We start from the raw sequence: 24,017 nt of genomic DNA, 5'->3' as shown, positions 1-24,017 counted from the left end.
TCAGTCCTCGTCGGCCCGCGGGCGGCCGGGGGCGGCGTCGCGGACCAGCCGGCGGGCGGCGTCCACCTCGCGGGCGACCGGGGCGAGCACCCCGTCGGCGTGGATCTCGGCGTCGTCCGGGGGCCGGTGCGCGCGGATGTCGGCCTCCAGCTCGCGGATCGCCCGGCGCAGGACGGCGACCTGCGCGAGGTCGGGCGCGGGCTCGCCGTGCCGGGTGGCGATGACGGCCTCGGTGACCGCGTCCGACGTCCGCTCCAGCTGCACGATGACCGGCCAGAACGCCGCCGCGCGGGTGCTGACCGGCGGCGGCTCGGCCAGCCGGCGCTGCAGCTGCGTGTGCAGCTCGGTGAGCGCGCGGTAGCTCCGCCGCCGGGCCCGGCGGCGCTCGGCGGGGCTGCCGGTGAACGCCGCCTCCACGAAGGCGTCGAGGGCGAGGGCGGCGGCGCGCAGCGCCTCGTCCAGCGGCGCCCGCCAGGTCTGCGGCCACAGCAGGTAGCCGAAGACCAGCACGATGGCGCAGCCGATCAGGGTGTCGAGCAGGCGGGCGCCGACCAGGCCCGGGCCGCCGGGCAGGGCGAGGTCGAGCAGCAGGATGATCACCGGCGTCTGGAAGACGGAGAACAGGCCGAAGTTGGCGTTGCGCGCCCACGGCAGCAGCGCCGCCGCGGCGGCCATCGCGACCAGCACCCAGGCGTTGCGGGGCAGCACCGCCAGCAGCAGCGAGCCGATGAGGACGCCGAGCAGCGTGCCCGCGCCGCGCTGCACGGCCCGGGTGAAGACCGAGCCGAAGTCGGGCTTGAGCACGATCGCGACGGTCAGCAGCACCCAGTAGGGACGCTGGATGGGCAGGTACTGGCGGGCGACCTCGGCGATCGTCATGCACAGCGCCAGGCGGACGGCGAACGCCCGGCTGTCGGGGCTGCCCACGGTGCGGTCGACGAGGTCGCGCAGCCGCGTCCGCAGGTCCGGCCGGAGCGGGGGCACCGCGGCACCGGCCCGCTCCTCGGGGTCGCCCACGACGTTCCACGCCAGCCGGACCCCGTGGCGCACAGCGCGCCGGGTGGGCTCGCCGGACTCGAGGGGCTCCGGGCGCTGCTCGGGGAGCTCGCGTCCGGAGTCGACGGCGGCGGCGAGGGCGTGGACCGCGGTGATGTCGTGCGGGTCCGCCGGCACCCCGGCGCGGGCGGCAGCGACCGTGCCCTCCACCAGCGGTGCCGCCGCGTTCAGCACCCCCGCCAGCTCGGAGAGCTCCTTGCTCCGCCCGGCGGTGCGGCTGCGGCTGCGGATCACCCGGTCGTAGGCGGCGTTGAGCGCGGTGGTGAGGTCGCGGCGGGCCTCCTCGGTGCCCGGCGTCCCGACGGCGGAGAGCAGCTCGCCGATGCGGGTGAAGACGGTGGCGACCGCCGTCCGGTCGGGGTCGGCGGTCTCGGTGGCGTACTGCACCAGCGTGGTCAGCGTCGCCCAGGCCGCGCCGGCGACGAAGAAGCCGACCTCCGCGGCCGCCGGCAGCGGCGTGGTCAGACCCGAGCCCAGGGCCGTGTAGACCAGCAGCTGGAGCGCGCCGAGGGAGAGCGCCGAGTTCACCGCGCTGATCAGCGCGGCCAGCGCGGACATGACGGCGATGACCAGGACCGGCAGCCAGCCGCCGCCGGAGGCGTACTGCCCCACGACCAGCCCCACGCCGCCGAAGACGGTGGCCGCGGCGGTGCGGCGGAGCCGGTCGCGCAGCGGCCCCGCCTGCGGGGCGAGGCTGCCCGCCAGCGCGCCGGTGGTGGCGAAGACGCCGGCGCCGAGGACCGGTCCCGGCTCGATCCCACCCTCGACGGCGACGGCCACCGCCAGCGGAGCGGGGATGGTGACGGCGAAGCGGACGACGTCGCGCCAGGGGACCGGGGGAGGCGTGGTCCGGACCAGCTCCTCGAGCCAGGCCGGCGCGCGCAGCCCCCTCTCCGCCACGGCTCCCGAGCTTTCCATCCCGCCAGGTCACCCGCGCGCACCGGCACTCGGCCCCGCTCCGCCAGGGTGCGCTCGACTCCGCCGTTCCGTTACGGCTTGGCCGCGCCCGCCGACGGGGGCAGGCTGGGGGTGTGCCTGGGGAGGCGCCGCTGGTCGCGGCGGCGCGGGGGAGGGCCGCGCAGCACGGCGGCACCACCGCGCTGCCCGTTCCCCTGGCCTCCCTGGTCGGTCGCGCCGCCGACCTGGAGACCGTGGCCGGGCTGCTGCGCCGCGCCCGGCTGGTCACCCTGGTCGGGGCCGGCGGGTGCGGCAAGACCCGTCTGGCGATCGCCGCCGCGCAGCGGGAGCGGCAGCGGGGGACGGCGGTGGCCTGGTGGCCGCTGGACCCGCTGCGGGAACCGGCCCTGGTCGCGCCGTCCCTGGCCACGGCCCTGGGCCTGGCGCACAGCCGGGCCGACACCGCCGCGCTGGCCGGTGCGCTCGGCGACCGGGAGGTCCTGGTGGTGGCCGACAACTGCGAGCACCTGGCCGCTGCGGTCGCCGACCTGGTGCTGGCGCTGCTGCCGGCCTGCCCGGGTGTGCGGGTGCTGGCGACCAGCCGCCAGGCCCTGGAGGTCGCGGGGGAGCACGTGTGGGAGGTCCCGCCGCTGGGCCTGCCGGCGTCCACGGACAGCGACGCGGTCCGCGTCGCCCCGGCGGTGCAGCTGTTCCAGGAGCGGGCGGCCGCGGCCGGCGCGGCGTTGTCCGCCGACGACCTCCCGGTCGTCGGCCGGCTGGTCCGCCGCCTCGACGGGATGCCGCTGGCCGTGGAGCTGGCCGCGGCCCGCACCGCGGTCATGGCGCCGGCCGAGCTCGACGAGCAGCTCGACGACGCGTTCCGCCTGCTCGTCGACGTCCGGCTCGGGGTCCCGCCGCGGCAGCGGACCCTGCACGCGACCCTGGCCTGGAGCCACGACCTGCTGGGGCCGGCCGAGCGCACGCTGTTCCGGCGGCTGGCGGTCTTCGCCGGCCCGTTCGACCGGGAGGCCGCCACCGCCGTCGCCGGCGACCTCGGGGCCGGCCCGGACGACGGCGTCCCCGCCGTGCTGGAGCGGCTGGTGCGCCGGCACCTGGTCCGGGTGCAGCCCGACGCGGGACGGCGCAGCCACCGGCTGCTCGAGCCGGTGCGCCAGTTCGCCGCCGCGCGGCTGGCCGAGTCCGGCGAGGCCGAGGAGGTGGCCTGGCGGCACGCCCGGCACCACCTGATCCTGGTCCGGCGGCTGGCCGCGGCGCTGCCCGGGCCCAACGGCGCCGGGGTGCAGCAGCGGACCCTCGACCACTTCGACTCCCGCAGCCCCGACCTGCGCGCCGCCCTGACCTGGGCGCGGGACACCCCCGGACAGGCCGAGCTGCTGGTGGACCTGGTGGTGCCGCAGTGGTGGGTCTGGTGGCGCCTGGGCCGCTTCGCCGAGGGGCTCACCTGGCTCCGGGCGGCGCTCGACACCGGCGCCGGCCGGCCGGTCGAGCGCGCCGAGCTGCTGCACGGCCTCGGGTGGCTGGCCCGCCACCAGGACGCGCCGGAGGAGGCGCGGGCCGCGCTCACCGAGGCGCTGCGGCTCTACGACAAGCTCGGCAACGACACCGGCGCCTCCTTCGTGCTGCACCGGCTGGCCGCGCTGCGGCTCGACGCCGCCGTGCTCGCCGGGCCCCAGGCGCTGGCAGACGGCCGGGCGCTGGTCGAGGCCAGCGAGGCGCGGGCACGGGCCGCCGGTGACGTCTGGGCGCTCGGTGCGGCGACGTACTGGCACGGGTTGTTCGCGCTGACCGAGGGGGACGTCGACACCGCCACCCGGCTGCTCGTGGAGGCGCGCGGGGCGTTCGTGGTCGCCGGCGACCAGTGGGCCGTCGGGCGCACGACGGGGATGTCGGCGCTGGCCCTGATTCGGGCCGGCCGCCTCCGGGACGCCGCCACGGTGCTGCGCGAGGCCGAGCGGACCGGCGCCGAGGTGCGCGACCGCTGGGGGCTGGCGCGCTGGGCGCTCCACGACGCCGAGTGGCACCTGCGGGACGGCGACCCGCGGGAGGCGGCCCGCGCGTGCGCCCGGTCGGCCGCCGGCTTCGCCGAGCTCGGCGACGGGCTGCGCGTCGTCGAGGTCGCCCGGGTCTGCGCCGACGCGCTCACCGCGCAGGGCCGCGCCGCCGAGGCGCTCCAGCTGCGGGCGACCGCCGACGCCGCCGCGGCGCGCCCCGGCTCGGGCGGTGCCCGGCTGGCCGACCAGGTCGCCGAGCTGGCCGCGACGCGCGCGCCGCCGGAGGTCCTGACCGAGCCGCTGTCCGCCCGCGAGCTGGAGGTGCTCCGGCTGGTCGCGCAGGGCCGCACCGACGCGGAGGTGGCCCGGGCGCTGTTCCTCAGCGTGCGCACCGTGGGTGGCCACCTCGGCTCGGCCTACCGCAAGCTCGGCGTCCGGTCGCGGACGGCGGCCGTCCGGCGGCTCGCCGAGCTCGGGCTGGCGGCGGACGGGTAGTCGGTCGGGTAGTCCTACGCATCTGCCCGGCCGCTCCCGTCACGACGCTGGGGCGCGAGCGGCCGCCCGAGGGGAGGCGGCCCGTCCGGAGGTGGTCATGTCCCTTCCTCACCCGGGCCGGCTGGACACCGCCGTCGTCATCGGGGCCGGGCTGGCGGGACTGCTGGCGGCGCGGGTCCTGTCCGAGCACGTCGACCGGGTGGTGGTCCTCGACCACGACACGCTGCCCGAGGAGGCCGTCCCGCGGGGTGGGGCGCCGCAGTCGGCGCACGCGCACGCGCTGCTGTCCCGTGGCCGGGCGGCCCTCGAGGACCTGTACCCCGGGCTGACCGCCGACCTGGTGGCGCGGGGGGCCGTGGTGGGGGACCCGCAGGCGGACTCCCGGTGGGTCAACGACGGCTACACGATGGCGTCCGGCCCCTCCGGGCTGATCGGGATCCTGCTCAGCCGGCCGCTCCTCGAGCGGGAGGTGCGCCGCCGGACCCTCGCCGACCCCCGCATCCAGCTGTACCAGCGGGTCGACGTCCGGACGCTGCTCCACGACGCCGACGGCCGGGTGCTCGGGGTCGCGGCGGTCGACCGGGACGGCGCCGGGCAGCGGATCCGGCACTGGGAGGCCGACCTCGTCGTCGACGCCAGCGGACGTACGTCGCGGATGCCGGAGTGGCTGGCCGCGCTCGGCTTCGAGCCCCCCGCTGAGGAGCGGGTGGAGGTCGACCTCGCGTACTCGACCCGGCACTACCGGCGCGAGCCCGGACACCTGGACGGCGCCGTCGGGGCGCTCGTGTCCGCCTCGCCGGACTGCCCGCGGGGCGGCGGGCTGCTCGCGCAGGAGGGCGACCGGTGGATCTGCACCGTCGCCGGCTTCTTCGGGGACCGGCCGCCGGTCGACCCCGAGGGCTTCGAGGCCTACGCCGGGACGCTGCTCTCACCGCTGCTGCACGAGGTCGTCAGAGCCGCGGTGCCGCTGGACGAGCCTCGGCGCTTCCGGTTCCCCGCCTCGGTGCGCCGGCGGTACGAGCGGCTGACGCGCGTGCCGCTGGGCCTGCTGGTCGTCGGCGACGCGATCTGCAGCTTCGACCCCGTGTACGGCCAGGGGATGACCGTGGCCGCCGTGGAGGCGCTCGCCCTCCGGGAGCTGCTCGCCGGAGGCCTGGACCGGCCGGGCCTCGCGGCGCAGTTCTGGCAGGTGGCGGCCACGACGATCGACAACCCGTGGCACATCGCCGTCGGCGGGGACATGCGGCTGCCCGGCTACCGTGGCCCGGTCGACCGGCGGACCCGGGTGGTCAACGCCTACCTGGCGAAGGTGCACCGTGCGGCCTCGTCCGACCCCGTGGTGGGGACGGCGTTCATGCGGGTGGCGCAGATGGAGGCGCCGCCGTCGAGCCTGATGTCGCCGGGGGTGATGGCGCACGTGCTGCGCGGCTCCCGGCGCGCCGTGGCGGACTTAGAGGAGCTCGGGCTCCCCGCGTGAGGGGGGAGCTCGAGCTCCCCGCGTGAGGGCGGTGCCGCCGAGGCGACACGTCGGCAGGTCGACGTGTCGCCTCGGCGACTCCTCGCGCTGCGGCCGCTCCGCCGTTGGCCCGGCTGGGTGATCGGTCCTCCGCCCGCGCTCTGGAGACCGGTCGAGCTCCGGTCCGCCGGCTCGCTCTTCTGAGTTCTTCTCGTCTTCCCTGCTCAGGCGCCCGGAAGTGTCGTACCCCCGGCCTGGGTTGAGGGCATGTTCGGTGGCGGCGGGTTCGGGGTGGGGCTGACGGTGGCCCCGCTGGAGCTGCCCGCCGGCGTGCCGGTGGATGCGGTGCCGGTGCAGTTGTCCGATGCGTCGCCGGTGCACGCGCGGACGGCGGAGGAGAAGGCGGCCGAGTTGCAGCGGCTGCAGCAGCTGGAGGCGATGCTGGCCGCCTACGAGCTGGATCTGGTCGCCGGGCTGACCGCCGACCGCCCGGACAGCTTCGATCGCAAGCCCGGCCGGCCCGGTGCCGCCGCCGACGCCCAGCGCGGGCCGGGGCCAGCGCGCTGATCGACCAGGCCGCGGCGCTGACGCAGACGTTGCCGGGCACGCGGGCGGCGCTGGCTGAGGGGCGGCTGGACTGGCCGCGGGCCCGGGCGATCGCCGCCGAGCTGGGGTGGAAGGCGCGGGCCACCGACCCGGCGATCCTGGCGGCCGTGGAGGCCGCGGTGCTGCCCCGCGCCGGGGAGCTGTCGATCCGCCGGCTCAAGGCGGTGGTGGCCGCGGCGCTGACCGCGCGGGACGCGGCCGCGGCCGACCGGCGCCGGAAGGATGCCGAGCGGGGGGCGAACGTGGTGATGCGCCCGGTCGGGGACGGCATGTCCGAGCTGGTGGCCACGATGCCGCACGAGCTGGCCACCGCCTGCCGGGCCGCGGTCGACGGCCTGACGCGGGCGGCGAAGTCCGCCGGTGAGGACCGGCCGCTGGGCATGCTGCGGACCGGTGCGCTGGCCGACCTGGTGCTGCGCCCCTGGGCGGCGGGGCGGGAGCCGGTGACCGCGCAGCTGACCGTCACCGCCCCGCTCGACGCGCTCACCCCCGCCCGCTTCCTCGCCGGCGGCGGCCCGGCGCCGGCGGCGTGGGCGCGGCCGCAGACCGACGACGACGGCAACGCCGGTGCGCCGGCGTGGGCGCGCCCGGGCGCGGTGGCGGCGCCGACCGGCGAGGTCGACGGGCAGCCGATCACCGCCGCCCACCTGCGGGAGCTGCTGGCCCAGTTGGACGCGGTCTGTCCCGGCGGACTGCAGCCCCCCACCGGCGGCACGCTCACCGTGGCGCTCACCGACACCGCCGGCGGACTGCTGGCCACCACCACCCGCGCCGAGCTGCAGCGGCTGGCCCGCCGCGGCTGCCCCACCCACCCCACCGACGGCCCCGAAGCCGGCGACTGCGGCTGTGCGCTGCTGGGCCGGCCCCCGGCGACCGACGGCTACGCCCCCACCGCCGCCCAGCGCCGCTCGCTGCAGACCCGCGACCGCACCTGCCGGCACCCCGGCTGCGCCACCACCGCTGGCTGGGCCCACCTGGACCACGTCATTCCCCACGCCTGCGGCGGACGCACCGCGTGCGAGAACCTGTGCTGCCTGTGCCGGCGCCACCACCGGCTCAAGACCTTCGCCCGCGGCTGGACCTACGCCCTGACCCCCGACGGCGTGCTGACCGTCACCACCCCCAGCGCCGTCACCCGCACCAGCCGGCCACCCGGCACCGACCGGCCCGCACTGCCGTCGCCCCACCGCGGCGCCCGACCGCGCCGACCTAGGCTGCGGCGGGTGACCGTGACCCTGGGGGAGGTCGTCGCCGCGCTCGAGGCGCGGTACGACCCCGCGCTGGCCGAGGACTGGGACGCCGTCGGGCTGGTCTGCGGCGATCCGGAGGAGCCCGTGGAACGGGTCCTGTTCGCCGTCGACCCGGTGGCGGCGGTCGTCGACGAGGTGGTGCAGACCGGCGCCCAACTGCTGGTCACCCACCACCCCCTGTTCCTGGGCGCCGTCCACGGGGTGCCGGCGAGCGACCCCAAGGGCCGCCTCGTGCACCGGCTGATCCGGGCCGGCGCCGGCCTCTTCGCCGCCCACACCAACGCCGACCGGGCACCCGACCACGGCGTCAACGACGCGCTGGCCGACGTCGTCGGCCTCACCGGCGCCGTCCCGCTGGAGCCGACGACGGCCGACCCGCGCGCCGGCCTCGGCCGCGTCGGGCGGCTCTCCGAGCCGACGACCCTGCGCGCGTTCACCGCCCACGTCGCCGCCGTCCTGCCGGGCACCGCGGGTGGCGTCCGCGCCGCCGGCGACCCCGACCGGCGCATCGAGACCGTCGCGGTGTGCGGTGGCAGCGGGGGCTCGCTGCTCCCCGCCGCGGCAGCCGCCGGCGCCGACGTCCTCCTGACCAGCGACCTGCGGCACCACCCGGTCTCCGAGGCGCTCGAGAACAGCGGTCCGGCCCTGTGTGACGTGGCACACTTCGCCTCCGAGTGGCCCTGGCTGCCGGTCGCGGCGGACGTGCTGCACCGCGACCTGTCCGGGCGGGTGGAGGTGGCCGTCTCCCGGCGCCGCACCGACCCCTGGACGTGGCACGCCGCGGGCGACGGGGACCCGGCCGCGGCCGCGGCCGGCTGAGGCCCGAGGGGCGCTGCGATCCCTCGGGGGAGGGGGGTCGCGATGACCAGCACGCCCACACCGCCCCCGGACGCCGGGGGACCGGGAGGCATCCCGCGCCGCAGCGACCGCAGCCCGTGGAACTGGCTGCTGCTCGTCCCGATCGTGCTGCCGCTGATCGTGCCGCTCTACAACCGCGTCGATCCGACCCTCTTCGGCTGGCCCTTCTTCTACTGGGCCCAGCTGGCGTTCGTCGCCGTGGGCGTCCTGACCACCGTCGCCGTCTACCGGGCGACCCGGCGGAGCAGGACCGAGCGGGACGCCGCCCGCGAGGCCCTCGCCCGGGACCGGGAGCGCTGAGCCGTGGACGGGGTCAACGTCGTCGAGCTGGTCATCGTCATCGTCGTCTTCCTCGTCGTCACGGTGATGGGGTTCGTCGCCGCCCGGTGGCGGCGGGCCGAGAGCCTCATGCACCTCGACGAGTGGGGGCTGGGCGGCCGCAGCTTCGGCACCTGGGTCACCTGGTTCCTGCTCGGCGGTGACCTCTACACCGCCTACACCTTCGTCGCCGTCCCGGCGCTGATGTTCGGCGCGGGCGCGGCCGGCTTCTTCGCCGTCCCCTACACGGTCGTCATCTACCCGCTGGTCTTCCTGGTGATCATCCGGCTGTGGTCGGTCAGCCACGTGCGCGGCTTCGTGACGCCGGCCGACTTCGTCCGCAGCCGCTTCGACTCCCCGACGATGGCGCTGCTCGTGGCCATCACCGGGATCGTCGCGACGATGCCCTACATCGCGCTGCAGTTGGTCGGCATCGAGGCCGTGCTCAAGGCGATGGGCGTGGAGGGCGAGCTGCCGCTGATCGTCGCCTTCGTCATCCTGGCGCTGTACACGTACAACTCCGGGCTGCGGGCCCCGGCCCTGATCGCGTTCGTCAAGGACACGCTGATCTACCTGACGATCATCGTCGCGGTGATCGTCATCCCCGTGCGGCTGGGCGGCTGGGAGGCGATCTTCGGCGCCGCGGAGGAGAAGTTCTCCGGCACGTCCGGCGTGCTGCTGCCGGCGTCCGGCCAGCTCGGGTACGCCACCCTGGCGCTGGGCTCGGCGCTGGCCCTGTTCCTCTACCCGCACTGCATCACCGGCGTGCTGGCCGCCAGCAGCCGTGACGTGCTCAAGCGGAACATGAGCGCGCTGCCCGCCTACAGCCTGGCGCTGGGCCTGATCGCGCTGCTGGGCTACATGGCCATCGCCGCGGGGGTGCAGCCGATCGGCGGGGACGGCAACACCGTCGTCCCGGTGCTGTTCCAGCAGATGTTCCCCAGCTGGTTCGCCGGCATCGCCTTCGCCGCGGTCGGCGTCGGCGCGCTGGTCCCGGCCGCGATCATGTCGATCGCCGCGGCGAACCTGTTCACCCGCAACATCTACAAGGAGTACCTGAAGAAGGACGCCACCCCGCGCCAGGAGGCCCAGGTCGCCAAGGTGGCCTCGCTGGTGGTCAAGGTCGGCGCGGTGGCGGCGATCCTCTTCATCGACCCGCAGTTCTCCATCGACCTGCAGCTCATCGGCGGCGTGATCATCCTGCAGACGCTGCCCGCCGTGGCGCTGGGGCTGTACACGCGCTGGCTGCACCGCGGCGGGCTGGTCGCCGGCTGGACGGCCGGCATGGCCGCGGGCCTGCTGATGCTCTACAACATCCCGCGGCTGGGCCCCGACGGCTCCGTCGTCCGGGAGCACTTCGGCGGCTCGTCGTTCCCGCTGGCGAAGCTCGGCCTGGACACCACCTGGAGCGTCTACGCCGGCATCCTCGCGCTGCTGGCCAACCTCGTCGTGGCCGTGGCGGTCACCCTGGCGCTGCGGGCGGCCAAGGTGGACGACGGCGTCGACGGGACGGCGGAGACCGACTACACCGCCGAGCGGGAGGACCCGACCTTCCGGGACCTGCCCGACCCGCTGGCGTCGGCCCCGCCCGCGGCGCCGGGGGAGCGGCCCGCGCGCAGCCGGTAGTTTGGCCGGGTGAAGGCCGACCACTTCGACCAGCAGAAGCTGCTGGCCCTGGCCGCCGAGGACGTCGCGCTGTCCCAGCTGGCCCACCGCAAGCGCACGCTGCCCGAGCTGGCCACGGTGGAGTCCGCGGCCGAGGCCGAGCGCGGATACGCCGAGGCGGTCGTGCGCGCCGAGACCGAGGTGCGCGACCTGCAGCGGCAGGTCAAGCGGCTCGAGGACGACGTCGAGACCGTGCGGAACCGGGCGGCCAGGGACCAGAAGATGCTGGACTCGGGCTCGGTCGCGGCCAAGCAGATGACCGACCTCCAGCACGAGCTGCAGTCGCTGGCGCGGCGGCAGTCCGACCTGGAGGACACCGAGCTGGAGCTCATGGAGCAACTCGAGACCGCCGAGGGCACCCTGCGGGAGGCCCAGGAGGGCAAGGACCAGGCGCAGGCCGAGCGGGAACGTGCCGAGCAGCTGCGCGACGACGCCCTGGCCGACATCGCCGACGCGACGGCGCAGCACGAGAAGGCCCGCCAGGAGGCCGCCGCCGCCGTCCCGGGCGACCTGCTCGCGCTCTACGAGCGGATCCGCACGCAGACCGGCGGGACCGGTGCGGCCATGCTCAAGGCCCGCCAGTGCCAGGGCTGCCGGATCGAGCTCAACGGCCGCGAACTGGCCGCCGTCCGCAACGCCGACCCCCACGAGGTCGTGCGCTGCGAGAACTGCGGCCGGATCCTCGTACGCACGGCGGAGAGCGGGCTGTGACGACGAGACGCCGGTTCGTCGTGGAGGCCGACGGCGGATCCCGCGGCAACCCCGGCCCGGCCGGCTACGGCGCCCTGGTCCGCGACGCGGTCACCGGCAAGGTGCTCGCCGAGCGGGCCGAGTCCGTCGGCCGGGCGACCAACAACGTCGCCGAGTACGGCGGCCTGGTCGCCGGGCTGCAGGCCGCCCTGGACCTCGACCCGAGCGCCGAGGTCGAGGTCCGCATGGACTCCAAGCTGGTCGTCGAGCAGATGTCGGGTCGCTGGAAGGTCAAGCACCCCGACATGCAGAAGCTCGCCCTGCAGGCCCAGCAGATCGCCCGTCAGCTGCGCGGGGTCCGCTACACGTGGGTGCCGCGGGCGCAGAACGCCGCGGCCGACGCGCTGGCCAACAGCGCCATGGACGGCCGGCCGGTCCGCCGCGACCTCGCCGCCGAGCCGACCACGGCCGAGGACGACGTCCAGCCGGTCGCCGAGCCGGCGCCGGTCACCACGACGGTGACCCACCTGCTGCGGCACGGGCGCACCGAGCACACCCCGGAGCGTCGGTACAGCGGCCGCAACGACCTGCCGCTGTCGGCGACCGGCCGGGCGGAGGCGCAGGCGGCCGCCAAGCGGGCCGAGGAGCTGGGCATCGAGGTCGTCGTGTCCTCGCCGCTGCGCCGCGCGCGGGAGACCGCCGAGGTCGTCGCCGGCGTCCTCGGGCTGGACGTGCAGTACGACGACGACCTGGTGGAGCTGGACTTCGGCCGGCTCGAGGGGCTGACCGCCGACGAGGCCCGCCGGGCGCACCCGCTGGCCACCCGCCGGTTCGCCGAGGACGTCACCGTCGCCGCGCCCGGCGGGGAGTCGGTCGCCGACGTCGCCCAGCGGGTGGGTCGCGCCCGCGCCCGCATCCTGCGCGAGCACGCCGGGCGGACCGTGCTGGTCGTCAGCCACGTGACGCCGATCAAGCTGATGCTGGCCGCCGGGCTCGACGTGCCCGACGACGTCGTCCACCGGGTGTTCCTCGAGGCCGCGTCGTTCTGCACGGTGGCGTGGAGCTCGGACGGGCGCTCGTCGGTGCGGCTGGTCAACGACACCGGCCACCTGCGCTAGCGGGCCGGGAAGGCCGGTTGCGGGGACGGCGTTGCACGGGGTGCCCCGCGCCGCCGCCGGCCCGCGCCGCAGGGGATCATGTGGGCCGCCCGCCCGACCCGAGGAGATCCGTGACCGCGACCATCGCGCCCGCCACCGCTGCCGTCACTGGCGACGAGCGCACCCTGTCGCCCGCCGAGTACGAGGCCTGGGCCGCCGAGGTGCGGCAGCTGGCCGAGGAGCGTGGCGCGGTCATCCTGGCGCACAATTACCAGGTGCCCGAGATCCAGGACGTCGCGCACTTCACCGGCGACTCGCTGTACCTCTCCCGGGTCGCGGCACAGACCGACGCCCGCGAGATCGTCTTCTGCGGCGTCCACTTCATGGCCGAGACGGCGAAGATCCTCTCGCCGGACAAGACGGTGCTGCTGCCCGACCACGCCGCGGGCTGCTCCCTGGCCGACTCGATCACCGCCGAGCAGCTGCGCGACTGGAAGGCCCAGCACCCGGGCGCCGTCGTCGTCAGCTACGTCAACACCACCGCCGCGGTGAAGGCCGAGACCGACATCTGCTGCACGTCGTCCAACGCCGCCGACGTGGTCCGGTCCATCCCGGCGGACCGGGAGATCCTGTTCTGCCCCGACCAGTTCCTCGGCGCGCACGTCAAGCGGGTGACCGGCCGCGAGAACATCTCGATCTGGGCGGGGGAGTGCCACGTGCACGCCGGGATCAGCCCGTCCGACGTCCGCGCGCAGGTCGCCGCCCACCCGGACGCCGAGATCCTCGTGCACCCCGAGTGCGGCTGCACGACGTCGGTGCTCGACCTGGTCAGCCACGGCGACCTGCCCGCCGACCGCACCCGGGTGCTGTCCACCGGGGGCATGGTCGAGGAGGCGGCGCGGACGCAGTCCCGCGAGGTGCTGGTCGCGACCGAGGTCGGCATCCTGCACCAGCTCCGGGCGCTCAACGCCGGCACGCAGTTCATCCCGATGAACGCCCGCGCCGCCTGCCGCTACATGAAGATGATCACGCCGGGGAAGTTGCTGCAGACGCTGCGCACCGGCGAGGGGGCCGTCGACGTCGACCCCGAGACCGCCGCCCGCGCCCGCCGCGCGGTCGAGGCGATGATCTCGATCGGCGAGCCGGGCCGCGGCGGCGAGTAGGAGGACCCCCTGCCCCCACCCCTCGCAGGCTCGGGGCGGGACCCTGCAGGGGGCCGGGGACCGGACGTGGGCTCCCCGACCGGCGGTTACCTCCGGACGGCGGTGGAGAGGTCGGCGACGATCGCCTTGAAGGTGCGGGTGTCCACCTCGTCGTCGACGGTGACGCGCACGATGTCGGAGACCTGCTGCTCGGAGGTGGGCCGGACGGCGGCCACGCGGGCGGCGGCGACCAGGTGCAGCTGCTGCGCCCGGGTGGCGGCGTTCGGGACCGGGGGAAGTCGGTTCTCGCGCATGGGACGACGGTAGGCAGCGGCGGCCGCCGGGCCGGGCAGCGCGGACGCGTGTCCCGCACCGGGTGGACCCGTCCGTCACACCCGTCCAGGGCGTCAGACCTGTAACGCAGCCCACAGGGCGGTGGTGGCGGCCAGCAGGGTGAGCGGCACCGTCGCCAGCCCCACCAGGCTGAACCGGGCGCCCGACGGCGCCGCACCGGCCAGCGCCCGGCGCCACAGCAGGTTGGCCAGCGACCCGGCGTAGGTCAGGTTGGGGCCGACGTTCACCCCGATGAGCACCGCCAGCGCGGTCCCCGGCCCGGCCGCCGCGGCGACCGGCAGCAGGGCCAGGGTCGCCGGCAGGTTGTTGAGCAGGTTGGCGCCGATCGCGGCCACCCCGGCCACCGCCAGCAGTGCGAGCAGGCCCTCGCCGCGGGGCAGCACCGCCGCCACGACGTCCTCCAGGCCGCTGCGCCGCACGGCGAGGACGACGACCGTCAGGCCCACCACGAACAGCGCGAACGGCAGGTCGGCCGCGCGCACCAGCTCCGCGACGGTGCTGGTGCGCGCGGCCAGCCGCCGGGCGGCCAGGACGGCGACCCCGGCGGCGGCCGGCCAGGCGGGGGAGAGGCCGAGCGGGGAGACCGCGGCGAACCCGGCGACGGTCAGCGCCACCACGGCGAGCGCGACGACCGGGACAGGGGGCACCGCGGCCGGGACGGCGTCCCCGGCGGCGGCCAGGTCGGCCCGGAACAGCCGGCGCAGCAGCAGGTACTCCACGGCCACGGCGGCCAGCCACGGGGCCAGCATCAGCCCGGTGAAGTGCAGGAAGGTCAGCCCGGTGGCGGCGAACGCCAGCAGGTTGGTCAGGTTGGACACCGGCAGCAGCAGCGACGCGGAGTTGGCCAGGTGGCCGGTCGCGTACGCGTGCGGCCGGGCCCGGACCCCCAGCCGCGCGGCGGTGGCCAGCACCACGGGGACGAGCAGCACGGCCGTGGCGTCCAGGCTGAGCACCGCGGTCACCGCCGCCGCCAGCAGCACCACCCGGGCCAGGAGCCGATCGGGGGAGGCCCCGGAGCGGCGGGCCGTGACCGCGCCGGCCCAGGTGAACAGGCCCTCCCGCTCGGCGAGGTGCGCCAGCACCAGGATCAGCACGAGGAACCCGACGGTCGGCGCGACCTCGCGCACGGCCTGCGCGGCGTCGGGCAGGCCCACGGCGCCCACCCCGAGCAGGAAGCACGCCCCCGGGACCGCCACCGCCGCGGGCGGCAGCCGACGGCCCCCGGTCACGGCGGCCACCAGGGTGGCGACGAGGACGACGCCGGAGACGGTGAGGGCGAGCGGGTCCACGCGGGGTCAGGCCGGCGGGTCGAGGACGGCGGCGGCCACGAGCGGCGAGCCTACGACGGCAGCAGCGCCGCCTCCCGCGCAGCGGCGCCCGCCCGGTCCAGCCAGCGCTCGAGCTCGGCGGCCGGCAGCGGGGCGGAGTGCAGGTAGCCCTGGCTCTCGTCGCAGCCCAGCGCGGCCAAGTAGGCCAGCGTGGCGGGGTGCTCCACGCCCTCGGCGACCACCCGCAGGCCCAGCCGGTGGGCGAGGGCGACCGTGCTGGCCACGATGGCCTCGGTGCGGGCGTCGGTGAGCAGGTCGGCGGTGAAGGAACGGTCGAGCTTGAGCTCGGCGACGGGCAGGTGGCGCAGGTACGACAGCGACGAGTAGCCGGTGCCGAAGTCGTCGATGCTGACGGTGACGCCGAGGTCGGCGAGCCGGCCGACGACGGCCAGGCTGCGCTCGGGGTCGCTGAGCAGCACCGTCTCGGTGACCTCGAGGACCAGCTGGTCGGGCCGCAGGTCCGCGCCGTCCAGGAGGCAGGCGACCCGCTGGGGCAGGTCGGTGTCGAGCAGGTTGCTGGCCGACAGGTTGACCGACACGCGCAGGTCCCGCCCGCTGCGCCGCCACGCCGCCGCCTGGTCGACCGCCAGCCGCAGCACCTCGTCGGTGACCGACCGCATGAGGCCGTGGATCTCGGCCTGCGGGAGGAACTCCGCCGGGCCGAGCAGGCCGCGGACCGGGTGCGCCCAGCGCACCAGGGCCTCGACGCCGAGCGTCGTGCCGGTCGCGACGTCGACCTGCGGCTGGTGGTGCAGCACCAGCTGGCCGGCGGCCAGGCCGGCGCGCAGCTCCTCGACCAGGGCCAGGTGCCGGCTGCTCAGCCCGTGCCGGGCCGGGTCGTAGACGGCCACGCCGGCGCCGGTCCGCTTGGCGTCGTACATGGCCGCGTCGGCGTGCCGGAGGAGGGTCCCGGTGGTGCCGTCCCCGGAGCTGGTGGGGGCCGGCCCGCTCCAGCAGGCCAGGCCGACGCTGGCGGCCACGTGCACCGACATGCCGCCGACCCGGAACGGCTCGGCGAGCTCGGCGAACAGCCGCGCGCCCAGCGCGGCCGCGGCGTCCTCGGGGGCGACTCCGTGCTCGCCCAGCGCGACCACGGCGAACTCGTCGCCGCCCAGCCGGCCGAGCAGGTCCCCGGAGCGCAGCAGTGGCTCCAGCCGGGCGGCGACCAGGCGCAGCAGCTCGTCACCGGCGGCGTGGCCGAGGCCGTCGTTGACCTCCTTGAACTTGTCCAGGTCCAGCAGCGCGAAGACCAGCGGCGTGCCGGCGCGGGAGAGCTCCGCGGCCCGGCGCAGGACCGCGCGGCGGTTGGCCATGCCGGTCAGCTCGTCGGTGAGCGCCTCGCGCCGGGTCACCGCGAGGACGGCGAGCTCCCCGACGTTCACCAGCAGCCGGACACTGGAGCCGAGGGCCGCCAGCGCCGCGCACCAGGTGGCCGAGGCGGGTGCCCCGATCAGCCCGCCCACGGCCAGCACCGCGGTGGCGGCGATGAGCACGACGAACGCGCCCAAGGTCGACGCGGTCGGGTCGGTCGGCTGCGGAGCGGAACGGGCCGAGCGCAGCGTGGCGGCGAGAGCCAGGCAGACCAGCCCGGCCCCCTCGGCGGCGGCCGCCCACCACGGCTGGGAAGCGGTGACCAGGCCTCCGGCGCTGCCGGCCAGGAGCCCGCTGAACGCCGCGGTGACCAGCCACAGGCGGGGGTCGCGGGCCATCGAGCCGAGCGACACCAGCGACATCGCCGTCCCGACGAGGACGAAGCCGACCGCGCCCTGCGCCAGCAGCGGCAGCAGCCACTGCCAGGGGGCGTCGGCCAGGTCGCTGCCGGTGTGCGCGAGGACCACGTCGGCCACGGCGACGACGGCCAGCACCGCCGAGAGGCCGTTGAGCACGTCGCTGGGGTCGGCCAGCGTCGTGCTGTAGCGGTTCCAGCGGACCACGGCGCTGTAGAAGAGCGGGAAGGCCAGCACCGGTGCCCACAGCAGCGCCGGACCGGCGACCGCCCGTGTGGCAGGGACGGCGGCCAGCACGGTGAGGGCGCCGGTCGTCGTCGCCAGGACCACGCCGCCGAGCGCCAGCCGCAGCCAGAAGGCGCGCTCGTGCGGGACCCGCCGGGCCCGCCAGACGAGGATCCCGGCAACCAGGCCGTACGGGGCCAGCCCGGCGAGCAGCCGGATCGGGTGCGCAGTGCCGGCGTCCGTCGCCGTCGCGGCGACCTGGACGCACACGAGCACGGCCAGGACCGCGAGCGCCCGGCGGGGGGCGCCGGGGAGCAGCCGGGCGTGCGCGGGGGAGGGCATGCCCCTGGATCGGCTGCCGACCACCCGGGGTGAACCCCTGACCTGCTGGTTCACCCCTCGGGGGCAGGTGCTCAGAGGCGGGTGAACAGGTAGGCGGAGACGGCGACGCCGAAGAGCACGATGAACACGCGCAGCGGCGTGGTGGGGATCCGGGTGGCGATGCGGGCGCCCAGGAAGCCCCCGAGCAGGCTCGCGGGGGCGGCGACGGCGACCACGAGCCAGGCGACCGGCCCGAACAGGCCGAACACCACGAGGGTGACGGTGGCGGTGACCGCCGACAGCGCCGACTTCAGCGCGTTGGCCAGCTTCAGCCGGTGCAGCCCGACGCCGAGGACGCCGACGAGGATCACGCCGAGCGCGCCGCCGAAGTAGCCGCCGTAGACGGTGGCCAGGAACAGCGCGGCGTAGAGCCAGACCGGGTCCCGGCGCGGACCCTCCTCCTCGGCCTTGCGCAGCCGCCGGGTCAGCAGCGGCTGGACCGCCAGCAGCAAGCTGGCCAGGAGCACCAGCACCGGGACGACGACGTCGAAGGCCGCGGTCGGCGTGGTGAGCAACAGCACGCTGCCGGCGGTGCCGCCGAGCAGGGCCACGGTGCCGAAGCGCAGCAGCCGGCCGCGCTGACCGGCGTACTCCCGGCGGAAGCCCAGCACGCCGCCGAGGTAGCCGGGCCACTGGGCGATGGAGTTGGTGACGTTGGCGGCGACCGTCCCCAGGCCGAGCGCGACGAGGGTGGGGAAGAGGATCAGCGAGCCGCCGCCGGCGATCGAGTTGACCGCACCCGCGAGGAACGCGACCCCCGCGGCGATGGCCAGGTCGAGGGCGGACACGGACGGCGAGCCTACGGCGACCCGGCGGGTTGCGCCCCGGTTGGTTGCGCTGCGCACCACACGGGCACCCTGGGCCGGTGCGCAAGTGGCTGCCGCTGGTCGCGATCTGTACCGGCACCTTCATCCTGCTGATCGACGTGACCATCGTGAACGTCGCGCTCCCCGAGATGGCCCGGGACCTGTCGACGTCGTTCGACCAGCTCCAGTGGGTGGTCGACGTCTACGCGCTGGCGCTGGCGTCGCTCGTGCTGGGGGCCGGTTCGGTGGCCGACCTCTACGGGCGGCGGCGGGTGTTCCTGGCCGGGCTGGTCGTCTTCGCGCTGGCCTCGCTGGCCTGTGGGCTGGCGCCGAGCGCGGGCTGGCTGATCGCGGCGCGGGGCGTGCAGGGGATCGGTGGGGCGGCGATGTTCGCGACCACGATCGCGCTGATCAACACCAGCTACGAGGGCCGGGACCGGGGCACGGCGTTCGGCGTGTGGGGCGCCGTCGTCGGGGCGGCGGCGGCGCTGGGGCCGATCCTCGGCGGTGCGCTCACCGAGCTGTCGTGGCGGTGGATCTTCTACGTGAACCTGCCGGTGTGCGTGCTGGCGGTGGTCCTCACGCTGACGGCGGTGGAGGAGTCCCGGCAGGCGTCGGCGCCGCGGCCGGACGTCGCCGGGATCGCCCTGTTCACCGTCGGCGCCGGCGGGGTGGTCTTCGGTCTGGTGGAGGCCGCGGCGGACGGCTGGGGCGGGCCGGCGGCGTGGGCGCCGGTCGCCGCGGGGCTCGTCGTCCTGGTGGTCTGGGTGGTGGTGGAGCTGCGGCGGCCGGCACCGATGCTCGACGTCCGGCTGTTCCGGTCGCGGTCGTTCACCGGGATCATGGCCGGCGGGCTCCTGCTCAACGCGGCGGCGTTCTCCGAGCTGATCTACGCCTCGCTGTGGCTGCAGTCGATCGAGGGGATGACCCCGCTGCGCGCCGGGCTGGTGTTCATCCCGCTGTCGTTCATGAGCTTCGCGGTCGCCGCCGGCGCCGGCCGCGTCCTGCAGACCCGCCCGCCGCACCTCGTGCTCGGGACCGGGCTGGCGCTGGTGGGCGCCGGCGCGCTGCTGCTCGCCCTGGTCGACGCGGGGTCCACCTGGACGGTGCTGATCGCGGGCCTGGCCGTCATGGGCACCGGTGTGGGGATGGCCAACCCGACGCTGGCCTCCGCGGCGCTGGCCGCGGTGCCCCGCGACCGCAGCGGCATGGCCTCCGGCGCGGTCAACACCGCCCGGCAGCTGGGCCTGGCCCTCGGGGTGTCGATCCTCGGGCTGGTGTTCACGGCGGGCGCCTCCGGCGTGCTGCGGGACGGCGGCGCGCCCGACCCGGCCGGGACGGCGTCGGCGCTGTCCGCGGGCCAGGCGCCGGCGATCCTCCAGGGCGCCGACCCGGCCGCCCGGCCGGCGCTGGCCGACCTGCTGACGGCCGCCTACACCGACGGGCTGCGGGGCGCGTTCCTCGCCTGCGGCGTGGCCGGGCTCCTCGGCGGGGCGCTGGTGCTCTGGCTGGTCCGCGCCGAGGCGCCCGGCGCACCCCGCCGGCCGGCCCCGGAGGGGACCCGGGACGCGGCCCCGGCACGATGAGGCGATGACCGACCTCGTCCTCGTCCACGGAGCCTGGCACGGCGCCTGGTGCTGGCGCCGGGTGCTGCCCGCGCTGCACGCCGCCGGGCACCACGTCGTCGCGGTGACGCTGTCGGGGCTGGGGGAGCGGGCGCACCAGCTGTCGCCGTCGATCACCCTCGGGACGCACGTCGAGGACGTGGTCACCGCCGTGCGGGCCGCCGAGTGCCGGGGGGCGGTGCTGGTCGGGCACAGCTACGGCGGGATGGTGGTCACCGGCGCGGCCGACCGGCTGGGGGAGGAGGTCGACCGGCTGGTCTACGTCGACGGCGTCGTCCCGACCCCCGGGGAGAGCTGGTCGACGCCCAACCCGCCGGAGGTACGGGAGGAGCGGCGGGCGGTCATCCGGGAGACCGGGGTGATCCCGCCCCCGCCCGCGTCGGCGTTCGGGCTGACCGGTGCCGACGCCGCGTGGGTGGAGCGGCGGCAGACGCCACAGCCCGGCGGTGTCTACGACGACCCGCTGCCCTTCGACGGCGGACGCTGGGCGGCCCGGCCGCGCACGTACGTCGACTGCAGCGTCCCGGCGCTGCCGAGCATCGAGCCCTCCCGGGTGCGGGCGCGCACGCAGCCGGGCTGGGAGGTGGTAAAGCTGGCCACCGGGCACGACCCGATGGTGAGCGCCCCCGACGACCTGGCCGCGGTGCTGCTGGACGTCGCCGGGCGATGACTCCCGGGCGATGACTTCCCCGTGCCGGGCGGGTCTGCCCTGTCATGGCACGCATCGTCGTCACCCAGAACACCACGCTCGACGGCGTCGTCGAGGCCCTCGACGGGTGGTTCGACCCGCAGGGCGAGACGGCGGACACCTCCGACGTCCTGGCCGTGGTGCAGGAGCACATGTCGGGGCAGCCCGGGTTCCTCGTCGGGCGGCGGACCTTCGAGGACATGCGCGCCTTCTGGCCGGCGCAGACCGACGACCGGACCGGGATCACCCGGCACCTGGACGAGGTCCGGAAGTTCGTCGTCTCCCGCACGCTGGGTGACCCGGGATGGGCGAACAGCCAGGTGCTGGCCGGCGACCCGGTCGAGGAGGTGCGGGAGCTGCGCGCGTCGGTGGACGGCGAGATCGGCGTGACCGGCAGCATCACGCTCTGCCACGCGATCATCGCCGCGGACCTGGTCGACGAGTACCGGCTGTTCGTCTTCCCGCGGGTGCTCGGGCGCGGCCGCCGGCTGTTCCCCGACGGGGTGGACGTGCGGCTGCAGCGGGTCGCGGCCCGGGAGTTCCGCTCCGGGACCACCCTGCTCACCTACCGGCCGGTGCGCGGCTGACCCTCCCCGGACGCCCTCCTCCCGGAGCACACTGCCCGCCATGGCCTCCCTGCCGATGCCCGACGACTGGCAGCGCGCCCTCGTCGTGGCCGCCCACCCCGACGACATCGAGTACGGCGTGGCGGCCGCGGTCGCGGTCTGGACCGCGGCCGGCAAGGAGGTGCACTACCTCCTGGCCACGCGCGGGGAGGCCGGCATCGCCGGGATGACGCCGGCCGAGGCCGGGCCGCTGCGCGAGGAGGAGGAGCGCCGGTCGGCGGCGGTCGTCGGGGTGTCGGAGGTGGAGTTCCTCGGGCACCGGGACGGCGTGCTGGAGACGGGGCTGCCGCTGCGCCGCGACCTCGCCGCGGCGATCCGCCGGCACCGGCCCGAGCTCGTGGTGACCATGCACGGCGGGGACACCTGGACCCCGCCGGGGATCACGCCGGGCGCCCTGAACTCGCCGGACCACCGGGCGCTGTCCCGCAGCGTGCTGGACGCGGTGGCCGACGCCGCCAACGAGTGGATCTTCCCCGACCTGACCGAGCCGCGGTGGACCGGCGTGCAGTACATCGCCGTCCAGACGGTGGGGGAGGAGCCACCGCACGTGGTCGACGTGAGCACCGGGGTGGAGAAGGCGGTGGCCTCGCTCAGCGAGCACCGCCGCTACCTGGAGGTGCTGTCGGACGAGCCGGTCGACGAGCAGGCACGTCGACAGATCGACATGGCGACCCTCACCGAGGAGGGGGAGCGGCGGGTCGGGTTCCGGCTCTACTGGGGCTGAGCACGAGGTCGCCTAGACTGGGCGGACGACGGACGAGTCGGCTGGGCGGTCGCGTCGGCGGGGGCAACCCCGTCGCCGAGGAACGTCCGGGCTCCACAGGGCAGGGTGGTCGTTAACAGCGACCCGGGGTGACCCGCGGGACAGTGCCACAGAGAACAGACCGCCAGCGGTTCGCCGCTGGTAAGGGTGAAACGGCGGTGTAAGAGACCACCGCACACCGGGTGACCGGTGTGGCTCGGTAAACCCCACCCGGAGCAAGGTCGAGAGGGACGGCGGCGACGTCGTCCTGCGCAGGCGTTCGAGGGCTGCCCGCCCGATGCCTGCGGGTGGACCGCTCGAGCCTGCCGGCAACGGCAGGCCTAGATGGATGACCGCCCATCGGGAGGCCGCGAGGCCCCCGTGGACAGAACCCGGCGTACAGGCCGACTCGTCCGTCGCCCCGCCCTGACTTGGACGTGTGCGTCCAGCGGGGCCGTGTGGCCTGCGCCGATGACTTCTCCGCACCGTGCCGGTCTGTACGCCGGACACCGACTCACGGGAGGCACACGCCGTGCGGAAACTGGCCTTCGCCATGAACCTGTCCCTGGACGGCTACGTCGCCGCGCCCGGCGACGACCTCGGATGGAGCGTGCCGAGCGACGAGCTGTTCCAGTGGTGGTCCGACCGGGTGGGGGCGACCGGCCTGGCGCTGTACGGGCGCAGACTGTGGGAGGGGATGAGCTCCCACTGGCCCACCGCCGACCAGCAGCCCGGCGCCACACCGGCGCACATCGAGTACGCCCGCCGCTGGAAGGACATGCCGAAGGTGGTGTTCTCCTCCACGATCAGCACGGTCGACTGGAACACCCGCCTGGTCACCGGCGACGCGGTCACCGAGATCACCCGGCTCAAGGCCGAGGACGGCGGCCCCATGGACATCGGCGGCGCCACCCTCGCCGCGGCGGCCATGCGGGCCGGGCTGATCGACGAGTACGTGCTGGCCACCGCACCGGTCCTGGTGGGCAGCGGCACGCCGTTCTTCACGGCCCTGGACAACTGGGTGAACCTGACCCTGGTGGAGACCCGGACGTTTCCCGATGGCGTGCTCCTGACCAGGTACGAGACCAGGCGCTGAGTGCCCGACCTCGGATCGGCACCCCTCTGACGCGCTTCCCCGACCGGCCGTGCCCAGGGGAGGCCGGCGGGACCGATGAGATCCGCCGCGTCCGCCGGTCCGAGCTCCCGGACCGAGTCGTGGACCAGGAGGACGCATGCGGGAGATCGTCGTGCAGATGATGCTGTCGCTGGACGGCTACTTCGAGGGGCCCGACCACGACCTGAGCTGGCACCTCGTCGACGAAGAGCTGCACGCGCACTTCAACGAGCACCTCGCGACCATGAGCGCGTTCATCGAAGGCCGGGTCAGCTACGAGCTCATGGAGGCGGTCTGGCCGACCGCCGACCAGGACCCGGACAACCCGCCGGTCATGCGCGAGTTCGCCGGCATCTGGCGGGCGGTGCCGAAGATCGTGTTCTCCCGCACGCTGCACGAGGTCGGCCCGAACGCCTCGCTGCGGGCAGAGGTGGACCCCGACGAGATCCGCGCGCTGAAGCAGCAGCCGGGCGGGGACATGACGCTCGGCGGGGCCGACCTGGTCGAGACCTTCCGCCGGCTGGACCTGGTCGACGAGTACCGGCTCTACGTCAACCCGGTCGTCGTCGGCCGCGGTCGACGGTTGTTCGAGACCGCCGACACCCGGACCGACCTCGACCTGGTGGAGAACCGGCGGTTCGGTAACGGTGTCGTCCTGCTGCGCTACGCCGTTCGACGGCCCTAGGCGTCGATCAGGGCAGACGAACCACCACGTTCCCCGGCGAACGGGCCGGCTCGTCCGTCGCCTGCGCCTCCACCGGGTGCGCCGGGGCCGGGGCTGCTGTGGCCCCCGGGAGAGCTGTGGCGCCTGGGGCACGTGGTGTCCGCGGGCGCACCCCGGCGCCGGTCGCCGACGTTG

Annotated in this window: 20 protein-coding genes and 1 other RNA gene; 16 read left to right on the top strand and 5 right to left on the bottom strand. The window is 75.9% G+C overall.

The features are described from left to right. Positions 1 to 1,974 (bottom strand): FUSC family protein, encoded by a 1,974-nt coding sequence (locus tag ACI79D_RS19755; protein ID WP_456920183.1) that lies wholly within the window; start codon positions 1,972 to 1,974, stop codon positions 1 to 3. A gap of 113 nt (positions 1,975 to 2,087) precedes the next feature. Here ACI79D_RS19755 and ACI79D_RS19750 point away from each other — a divergent pair, with 113 nt between their 5' ends. From ACI79D_RS19750 to nadA, 9 genes are all read left to right on the top strand, one after another. After that, on the top strand, positions 2,088 to 4,460 hold the full coding sequence (locus ACI79D_RS19750; RefSeq protein WP_456920182.1) for an ATP-binding protein: 2,373 nt from the start codon (positions 2,088 to 2,090) through the stop codon (positions 4,458 to 4,460). Positions 4,461 to 4,557: 97 nt separating this feature from the next. Further along, positions 4,558 to 5,937 (top strand): NAD(P)/FAD-dependent oxidoreductase, encoded by a 1,380-nt coding sequence (locus ACI79D_RS19745; RefSeq protein ID WP_456920181.1) that lies wholly within the window; start codon positions 4,558 to 4,560, stop codon positions 5,935 to 5,937. A gap of 246 nt (positions 5,938 to 6,183) precedes the next feature. After that, the gene (locus tag ACI79D_RS19740; protein ID WP_456920180.1) at positions 6,184 to 6,483 is read left to right on the top strand and encodes a hypothetical protein; all 300 of its coding nucleotides are present in this window, start codon (positions 6,184 to 6,186) and stop codon (positions 6,481 to 6,483) included. Positions 6,484 to 6,512: 29 nt separating this feature from the next. Further along, positions 6,513 to 8,591 (top strand): Nif3-like dinuclear metal center hexameric protein, encoded by a 2,079-nt coding sequence (locus ACI79D_RS19735; RefSeq protein ID WP_456920179.1) that lies wholly within the window; start codon positions 6,513 to 6,515, stop codon positions 8,589 to 8,591. A gap of 42 nt (positions 8,592 to 8,633) precedes the next feature. Beyond that, on the top strand, positions 8,634 to 8,930 hold the full coding sequence (locus tag ACI79D_RS19730; protein WP_456920178.1) for a DUF3311 domain-containing protein: 297 nt from the start codon (positions 8,634 to 8,636) through the stop codon (positions 8,928 to 8,930). 3 nt (positions 8,931 to 8,933) lie between these two features. After that, positions 8,934 to 10,574, top strand: coding sequence for a monocarboxylate uptake permease MctP (gene mctP, locus ACI79D_RS19725; protein WP_456920177.1), 1,641 nt, complete (start codon positions 8,934 to 8,936; stop codon positions 10,572 to 10,574). A gap of 9 nt (positions 10,575 to 10,583) precedes the next feature. After that, the gene (locus tag ACI79D_RS19720; protein ID WP_456920176.1) at positions 10,584 to 11,324 is read left to right on the top strand and encodes a zinc ribbon domain-containing protein; all 741 of its coding nucleotides are present in this window, start codon (positions 10,584 to 10,586) and stop codon (positions 11,322 to 11,324) included. After that, positions 11,321 to 12,421 carry a bifunctional RNase H/acid phosphatase gene (locus ACI79D_RS19715; RefSeq protein ID WP_456920175.1) on the top strand — a complete coding sequence of 367 codons (1,101 nt, stop codon included), beginning with the start codon at positions 11,321 to 11,323 and terminating at the stop codon, positions 12,419 to 12,421. Before ACI79D_RS19720 ends, ACI79D_RS19715 begins: the two co-directional genes overlap by 4 nt. Positions 12,422 to 12,531: 110 nt before the next feature. Beyond that, positions 12,532 to 13,563: a quinolinate synthase NadA gene (gene nadA, locus ACI79D_RS19710; RefSeq protein WP_456920174.1), complete on the top strand. Its 1,032-nt coding sequence runs from the start codon at positions 12,532 to 12,534 to the stop codon at positions 13,561 to 13,563. A gap of 86 nt (positions 13,564 to 13,649) precedes the next feature. On the opposite strand, the gene ACI79D_RS19705 is transcribed toward nadA, so the two are convergent. The 4 genes from ACI79D_RS19705 to ACI79D_RS19690 form a co-directional block, all read right to left on the bottom strand. Next, positions 13,650 to 13,856, bottom strand: a complete 207-nt coding sequence (locus ACI79D_RS19705) for a hypothetical protein (RefSeq protein WP_456920173.1) — start codon at positions 13,854 to 13,856, stop codon at positions 13,650 to 13,652. A 93-nt stretch (positions 13,857 to 13,949) separates the two neighbouring features. Further along, on the bottom strand, positions 13,950 to 15,185 hold the full coding sequence (locus ACI79D_RS19700) for an SLC13 family permease (RefSeq protein ID WP_456920172.1): 1,236 nt from the start codon (positions 15,183 to 15,185) through the stop codon (positions 13,950 to 13,952). Positions 15,186 to 15,235: 50 nt separating this feature from the next. Beyond that, a complete protein-coding gene (locus ACI79D_RS19695) occupies positions 15,236 to 17,518 on the bottom strand; it encodes a putative bifunctional diguanylate cyclase/phosphodiesterase (RefSeq protein ID WP_456920171.1) in 2,283 nt (760 codons plus the stop codon). 71 nt (positions 17,519 to 17,589) lie between these two features. Beyond that, entirely contained in the window at positions 17,590 to 18,345 is a 756-nt protein-coding gene (locus ACI79D_RS19690) for a sulfite exporter TauE/SafE family protein (RefSeq protein ID WP_456920170.1), read from the bottom strand. 77 nt (positions 18,346 to 18,422) lie between these two features. On the opposite strand from ACI79D_RS19690, the gene ACI79D_RS19685 reads away from it, so the two are divergent. The 7 genes from ACI79D_RS19685 to ACI79D_RS19655 all read left to right on the top strand — a co-directional run bounded on the left by ACI79D_RS19685 (position 18,423) and on the right by ACI79D_RS19655 (position 23,843). Continuing rightward, positions 18,423 to 19,949 (top strand): MFS transporter, encoded by a 1,527-nt coding sequence (locus tag ACI79D_RS19685; RefSeq protein WP_456920169.1) that lies wholly within the window; start codon positions 18,423 to 18,425, stop codon positions 19,947 to 19,949. 4 nt (positions 19,950 to 19,953) lie between these two features. Further along, positions 19,954 to 20,658, top strand: coding sequence for an alpha/beta fold hydrolase (locus ACI79D_RS19680; RefSeq protein WP_456920168.1), 705 nt, complete (start codon positions 19,954 to 19,956; stop codon positions 20,656 to 20,658). A 44-nt stretch (positions 20,659 to 20,702) separates the two neighbouring features. Then, positions 20,703 to 21,263: a dihydrofolate reductase family protein gene (locus tag ACI79D_RS19675; RefSeq protein ID WP_456920167.1), complete on the top strand. Its 561-nt coding sequence runs from the start codon at positions 20,703 to 20,705 to the stop codon at positions 21,261 to 21,263. Positions 21,264 to 21,303: 40 nt separating this feature from the next. Further along, positions 21,304 to 22,026 carry a PIG-L deacetylase family protein gene (locus ACI79D_RS19670; protein ID WP_456920166.1) on the top strand — a complete coding sequence of 241 codons (723 nt, stop codon included), beginning with the start codon at positions 21,304 to 21,306 and terminating at the stop codon, positions 22,024 to 22,026. 33 nt (positions 22,027 to 22,059) lie between these two features. Further along, an RNA gene (gene rnpB / locus ACI79D_RS19665) (RNase P RNA component class A) lies at positions 22,060 to 22,460 on the top strand. Between the two features lie 116 nt (positions 22,461 to 22,576). Next, positions 22,577 to 23,140: a dihydrofolate reductase family protein gene (locus ACI79D_RS19660; RefSeq protein WP_456920165.1), complete on the top strand. Its 564-nt coding sequence runs from the start codon at positions 22,577 to 22,579 to the stop codon at positions 23,138 to 23,140. Between the two features lie 136 nt (positions 23,141 to 23,276). Continuing rightward, a complete protein-coding gene (locus ACI79D_RS19655; protein ID WP_456920164.1) occupies positions 23,277 to 23,843 on the top strand; it encodes a dihydrofolate reductase family protein in 567 nt (188 codons plus the stop codon). Positions 23,844 to 24,017: the final 174 nt, after the last annotated feature.

Source organism: Geodermatophilus sp. SYSU D00708 (assembly GCF_054050115.1).
This window is presented reverse-complemented; position numbering and strand designations above follow the sequence as displayed.

Bases quoted from the DNA above. Each gene is read 5' to 3' on its own strand.
- ACI79D_RS19755 (WP_456920183.1), bottom strand. From the start codon at position 1,974: ATGGAAAGCTCGGGAGCCGTGGCGGAGAGGGGGCTGCGCGCGCCGGCC.
- ACI79D_RS19745 (WP_456920181.1), top strand. From the start codon at position 4,558: ATGTCCCTTCCTCACCCGGGCCGGCTGGACACCGCCGTCGTCATCGGG.
- ACI79D_RS19740 (WP_456920180.1), top strand. From the start codon at position 6,184: ATGTTCGGTGGCGGCGGGTTCGGGGTGGGGCTGACGGTGGCCCCGCTG.
- ACI79D_RS19730 (WP_456920178.1), top strand. From the start codon at position 8,634: ATGACCAGCACGCCCACACCGCCCCCGGACGCCGGGGGACCGGGAGGC.
- ACI79D_RS19705 (WP_456920173.1), bottom strand. From the start codon at position 13,856: ATGCGCGAGAACCGACTTCCCCCGGTCCCGAACGCCGCCACCCGGGCG.
- ACI79D_RS19695 (WP_456920171.1), bottom strand. From the start codon at position 17,518: ATGCCCTCCCCCGCGCACGCCCGGCTGCTCCCCGGCGCCCCCCGCCGG.
- ACI79D_RS19680 (WP_456920168.1), top strand. From the start codon at position 19,954: ATGACCGACCTCGTCCTCGTCCACGGAGCCTGGCACGGCGCCTGGTGC.
- ACI79D_RS19675 (WP_456920167.1), top strand. From the start codon at position 20,703: ATGGCACGCATCGTCGTCACCCAGAACACCACGCTCGACGGCGTCGTC.
- ACI79D_RS19670 (WP_456920166.1), top strand. From the start codon at position 21,304: ATGGCCTCCCTGCCGATGCCCGACGACTGGCAGCGCGCCCTCGTCGTG.
- ACI79D_RS19655 (WP_456920164.1), top strand. From the start codon at position 23,277: ATGCGGGAGATCGTCGTGCAGATGATGCTGTCGCTGGACGGCTACTTC.